Source organism: Methylibium sp. (genome assembly GCF_031393925.1).
Lineage (GTDB): Bacteria > Pseudomonadota > Gammaproteobacteria > Burkholderiales > Burkholderiaceae_C > Methylibium.
This window is the reverse complement of sequence record NZ_JANMWL010000253.1, coordinates 1-3,928: the sequence shown is the minus strand read 5'-3', so window position 1 is coordinate 3,928 and position 3,928 is coordinate 1. Positions and strand designations below refer to the sequence as shown.

Annotated in this window: 4 protein-coding genes; 3 read left to right on the top strand and 1 reads right to left on the bottom strand. The window is 69.4% G+C overall.

What is annotated here, in order from left to right; translation table 11 throughout:
• Positions 1-702: 702 nt before the first annotated feature.
• Positions 703-1,464, bottom strand: coding sequence for a 2OG-Fe dioxygenase family protein (locus RMO12_RS13585; protein WP_309639689.1), 762 nt, complete (start codon positions 1,462-1,464; stop codon positions 703-705).
• A gap of 166 nt (positions 1,465-1,630) precedes the next feature.
• Here RMO12_RS13585 and RMO12_RS13580 point away from each other — a divergent pair, with 166 nt between their 5' ends.
• From RMO12_RS13580 to RMO12_RS13570, 3 genes are all read left to right on the top strand, one after another.
• Positions 1,631-2,947, top strand: a complete 1,317-nt coding sequence (locus RMO12_RS13580) for a sensor histidine kinase (RefSeq protein WP_309639688.1) — start codon at positions 1,631-1,633, stop codon at positions 2,945-2,947.
• 10 nt (positions 2,948-2,957) lie between these two features.
• Positions 2,958-3,632: a glycerol-3-phosphate 1-O-acyltransferase PlsY gene (gene plsY, locus RMO12_RS13575; RefSeq protein WP_309639687.1), complete on the top strand. Its 675-nt coding sequence runs from the start codon at positions 2,958-2,960 to the stop codon at positions 3,630-3,632.
• On the top strand, positions 3,629-3,928 hold a 300-nt coding region (locus RMO12_RS13570), incomplete at its 3' end, for a RidA family protein (RefSeq protein WP_309639686.1). The genes plsY and RMO12_RS13570, both read left to right, overlap by 4 nt.

Genomic DNA, 3,928 nt, shown 5'->3' with positions numbered 1-3,928 from the left:
ACGACCGACCCGGCCGACCCGGCGGCGCCGGAGCTGCTGCCCAAGCCCTTTGACCGGGCGGCGCTGGCGCAGGCGATCGCGCGCGCGCTGGCGGCGAGGAGCGTGCCGCGCTGATTTCATACGGATTTGCTTTCATCCGATTAGGAAAGGCGGCCTGCAACCGGCCCGGCGGCAATTTTCGGCGGACGGGTTGCGGGCAGGCGCAAGGGCAAGAGGTCGGTTGGGGCGGCAAAGGCGCGTCCGGGCAGGCGGCAGCGCTTCGTCGAGGCGGTCTCCGCTGCGCTGCGACTGCCTTGCGGTGCTCGGGCTCGTGGCCCGTCGCGCAACTCACTGCGCTCACTGCGTTCGCTGCGTTCAAACAAGCGCGACGAGTCAGAGGACCAAGCGCTGCGCGCGGCCACGAGCCCTGTGCTCCTCAGCGCCTCGAAGGCGCGCTGCCGCCTGCCCGGACGCGCCTTTGCAAACACGGCGGTGGGTTGCGTTGCGAACCGCCGGGCACCGCCTGCCGCGTCGCACGAACCGCCCGAACCGCCCCAACGCCCAAACGCCCCATCACCACCCGCGATCGGGAACGGGTCACCTGCACACCGCTGGTCTTGATCAATTGAACGCGATTGCGGCTGCGCAATCTTCAAGACCTGGCGCATCTGCCGCGTCAGCGGCGCGGCGCTGGACAAGCTGGCGGGGTGAGTGCCAGGCGCTTCAGCGTGGCGCCTGGAACCCGCCCGAGCGGTAGGTCAGCACCAAGGTGTCGCGGTGGCCCTTGTGCCCGGCGTGCAGCGGGTCTTCGGGTTGGATTGGCGTGCTCTCGTGGACCACGCGTGGATCGTCGAGCAGCAGCACGCTCCACGGCGCCTCCAGGGTGAAGCGCACGCCTTCCGGGCCGACCGCGTCGAACACGCGCGTCTCGCCGCCGATCACGCCCTTGCGGCCGATGAAGACCACGGCGACGAAGTCGACGCCGTCGCGGTGCGCGCCTTCGGGGGTGGGTCGGCCGACGCCGCCTTCGGTGTCGATGCGAAAGCCGTGCGCTTCGATATACCAGCGTCCAGCGGCGGGCGCGCGCACGCCAGCAAAGAGGTTGCCAAGTTCGGTGAGCAAGGCACCGAAGGCCGGCTGCGTCGTCATGGCCGGATCGAGCGGCTCGAACCAGCGCTCCATGCCGCCGTGCAGCGCGTTGTACGTGGTCGGCTGCCAGTGCGCGCGGCGCGGCGTGGCCTCCAGGCGGGGCGCACTCAGGGTCTGGATGAAGCAGCCATGGCGGCGCTGGCGGTAGTGGCCGCCGTCCTTGAGATAAAGGTCGGGCCGCAGGTCGTTCCAGAACGGCGTGATGGCCTCGAGCCGCGCCAGCGGCTGGCCGGTCAGCGCCTCCAGCGCGGCCGGATTGAGCACGCAAAAACCTTGTGCGTGCAGGCGTTCGCGGGCGGCATCGCGGTCAAGCGGCAGTTGAAGATCGACGTGCATGGTGGGCTCGGACTCGGCGGGCGCGGCAGCCTAGCATGCGCATGGAGCGCGCTGCCATCATCTGCCGCACCAGCGCCTTCACGCCGCGCGCGCTGCGGGGGACAATGCGCCGCATCTCCCTCTATGCGGCCCTCGGTGGGCGCGCTGCTGACCAACGGAGACATGCATGCAAGGACCGGATCCCCTGCGCGATGGGCTGGCTGCGCTGGCCACTTATCTGGCCGAGCGCCGCGAGGAGATCCTGCGCGCATGGCGAACGGCGGTGCGGCGCGATCCCGAGCTGACGACCGGCGATTCCTTGCCGATTTCGCAATTGCACGATCACATACCGAACCTGCTCGAGTCGTTTGCGCAGGCGCTGTTGGCCGAGCCCGGCCGAGAGCGGGCCGCGTCCAAAGCCAACCAGGTGGAGGACGCGGCGGCGCACGGCCTGCAACGCTGGCAGCAAGGCTATGACCTGCGCGAGGTGACGCGCGAGCTGGGCCGTTTGAACCTGTGTCTGGTCGATGAACTCGAGCGCTTCGAGCGGGCTCGCCCGGATTTGTCGCGCGACGTCGGCTTCACGGCGCGCCGCCGCCTGGCGGAGCTGTTCAATGACGGTGTCAGCGAGAGCACGGGCGAGTACTTCGCGCTGCAGCAGATCGAAGCCGCCGGCCACGTCCGCGACCTCGAGCAGGCGCTGGTGCAGGTGCGCGAACTCGAGCTGCAGCGCGCCGAGTTGTGGCGGCAGGTGGCGCACGATCTGCGAGGCAATCTCGGCGTGGTGACGAACGTGACCAGCGGACTCTCGCGCGATGACCTGGCGAGCCCAGTACGCGAAAAATTCCTGCGCCTGCTCACGAGGAATGTCTCGTCGCTGCACGCCTTGCTCGACGACGTGATCGACTTCGCGCGGCTGCAGGCCGGGCAAGAGCATCGCCAGGTCGCGTCGTTCGACGCGGCATCGCTGCTGCGCGAACTGTGCGAAGGCCACCAGCAGTTCGCCGCCGATCGCGGCCTGGTGCTGAACGCCGACGGGCCGCACACCTGGGTGGTCGACGGCGACGCCGTCAAGGTCCGGCGCGTGGCGCAGAACCTCCTGCTCAATGCGCTCAAGTACACGCAGCACGGCAGCGTGTCGGTCAGTTGGGGCACGAGCGCCAGCGACGACGCGCGTCGCTGGGTGCTGACGGTCAAGGACACCGGCCCTGGCTTCCATGCCGGGCCGGGCGCGCCCTTGGCCGGCGCGATGGAGCAGGCCACGAGCGAAGCGAAGCTGCTCGAGCCGGGCGCTGCTGCAGAGCCCGCCGGCAGCGCAGTGGACATCGCGGACAAGGCCTCGCCGCGTGACCAGCGCCCCGTCCACCAGCAGCCCGGCGAAGGTGTCGGCCTGTCCATCGTCAAGCGACTCTGCGAACTGCTGGACGCGTCCGTCGAACTCGAAACCGGGCCGACCACGGGGACGACCTTCCGCGTGCTGTTTCCGCGCCGGTACGCGAGCTGACGGCGCGGTGATGAACGCCGTTTTCCCCCTGCTCGCCACGCTGGCCGCCTACCTGCTGGGCTCGCTGTCGTTCGCCGTGATCGTGAGTCGTGGCTTCGGCCTGGCCGACCCGCGCAGCTACGGCTCGGGCAACCCCGGCGCCACCAACGTGCTGCGTTCGGGCCACAAGCTGGCGGCGGTTCTTACCCTCGTGCTGGACGCGGTCAAGGGGGCCGTGGCGGTGGGTCTGGTGCAGCGCTTCGGTGCGCCCTATGGCCTGGGCGAAGGCACCGAGGCGCTGGTCGGCCTGGCGGCCTTTGTCGGCCACCTGTGGCCGGTGTTCTTTGGCTTCAAGGGCGGCAAGGGCGTGGCCACGGCAGCCGGTGTGCTGCTGGCACTGAACCCCTGGCTCGGCCTGGCCACCTTGCTTAGTTTTGCCATCATCCTGGCGTTCTTTCGCTACGTGTCGCTCGCCTCCATCGTGGCGGCGGCATTCGCGCCGTTCTACCAACTACTGATCTGGGGCGCCGGTCCGGCGGCGATCGCGGTTGCAGTGATGAGCCTGCTGCTGGTGTGGCGCCACAGTGCCAACATCAGGAAGCTGTTGGCCGGCACCGAGAGCAAGTTCGGCCGCAAGAAGCCGCTGGCCGAGGCGACCAAGACAAGCAAGCCCTCCAAGCCGCACAAGGCACGCACCCACCCATGAACATCCAACGCTTTGATTGCGGTCCGCGCATGTCTGAAATGACGGTCCACAACGGCACCGTCTACTTGGCCGGCCAGGTGGCGGGCGACGCCACGCAAGACATCCGCGGCCAGACGCGCCAGGTGCTCGCCGCCATCGACGCGCTGCTCGCGCGCGCCGGGAGCAGCAAGAGCAAGCTGCTGCGCGTGGAGATTTTCCTCGCCGACCTGGCCGACTTCGCGGCCTTGAACGAGCTGTGGGAAGCGTGGCTGCCTTCGGGCGCCGCACCCGCGCGCGCCACCGTGCAGGCGGCGCTC

What these genes read in the sequence shown, in the direction of transcription:
- RMO12_RS13585 (WP_309639689.1), bottom strand. Translation starts at nt 1,464, where the DNA reads ATGCACGTCGATCTTCAACTGCCGCTTGACCGCGATGCCGCCCGCGAA.
- plsY (WP_309639687.1), top strand. Translation starts at nt 2,958, where the DNA reads ATGAACGCCGTTTTCCCCCTGCTCGCCACGCTGGCCGCCTACCTGCTG.
- RMO12_RS13580 (WP_309639688.1), top strand. Translation starts at nt 1,631, where the DNA reads ATGCAAGGACCGGATCCCCTGCGCGATGGGCTGGCTGCGCTGGCCACT.